At 52.7% G+C, this 277-nt stretch carries 1 protein-coding gene; it reads right to left on the reverse strand.

Annotated elements, in window-relative coordinates:
* The coding region (locus AF337_RS11425) for a TylF/MycF family methyltransferase (RefSeq protein ID WP_244471220.1) at positions 1–277 on the reverse strand (277 nt) is incomplete at both ends.

A 277-nucleotide genomic window follows, 5' to 3' on the forward strand; every position in this document is an offset into this window, starting at 1 on the left:
TGCATCTTAGGGTAGAAGTATTCTAGGCACTCGATGTGCGGCGCATACAGATCGCAGTCGATATTGACGAAGTCGTAACGGGTCTCCGGAAGTGTCGGCAAGGTGTCGATGAAAAAACCTCGAATCAACTTGGCATGGTCAGCGAAACCGGCGGATGTGACGAGTTCATTGACGGCCTCGAACGAGGTATCGTCAAATAGTACCTTGTTTCGGTATGGTGCATTTTCAGGCGCCACCTTGAGGTCCTCTTCGACCAGCGATGGCAGGCCTGCGAAGC

Source organism: Rhizobium ecuadorense, assembly GCF_001187535.1.
GTDB lineage: Bacteria > Pseudomonadota > Alphaproteobacteria > Rhizobiales > Rhizobiaceae > Rhizobium > Rhizobium ecuadorense.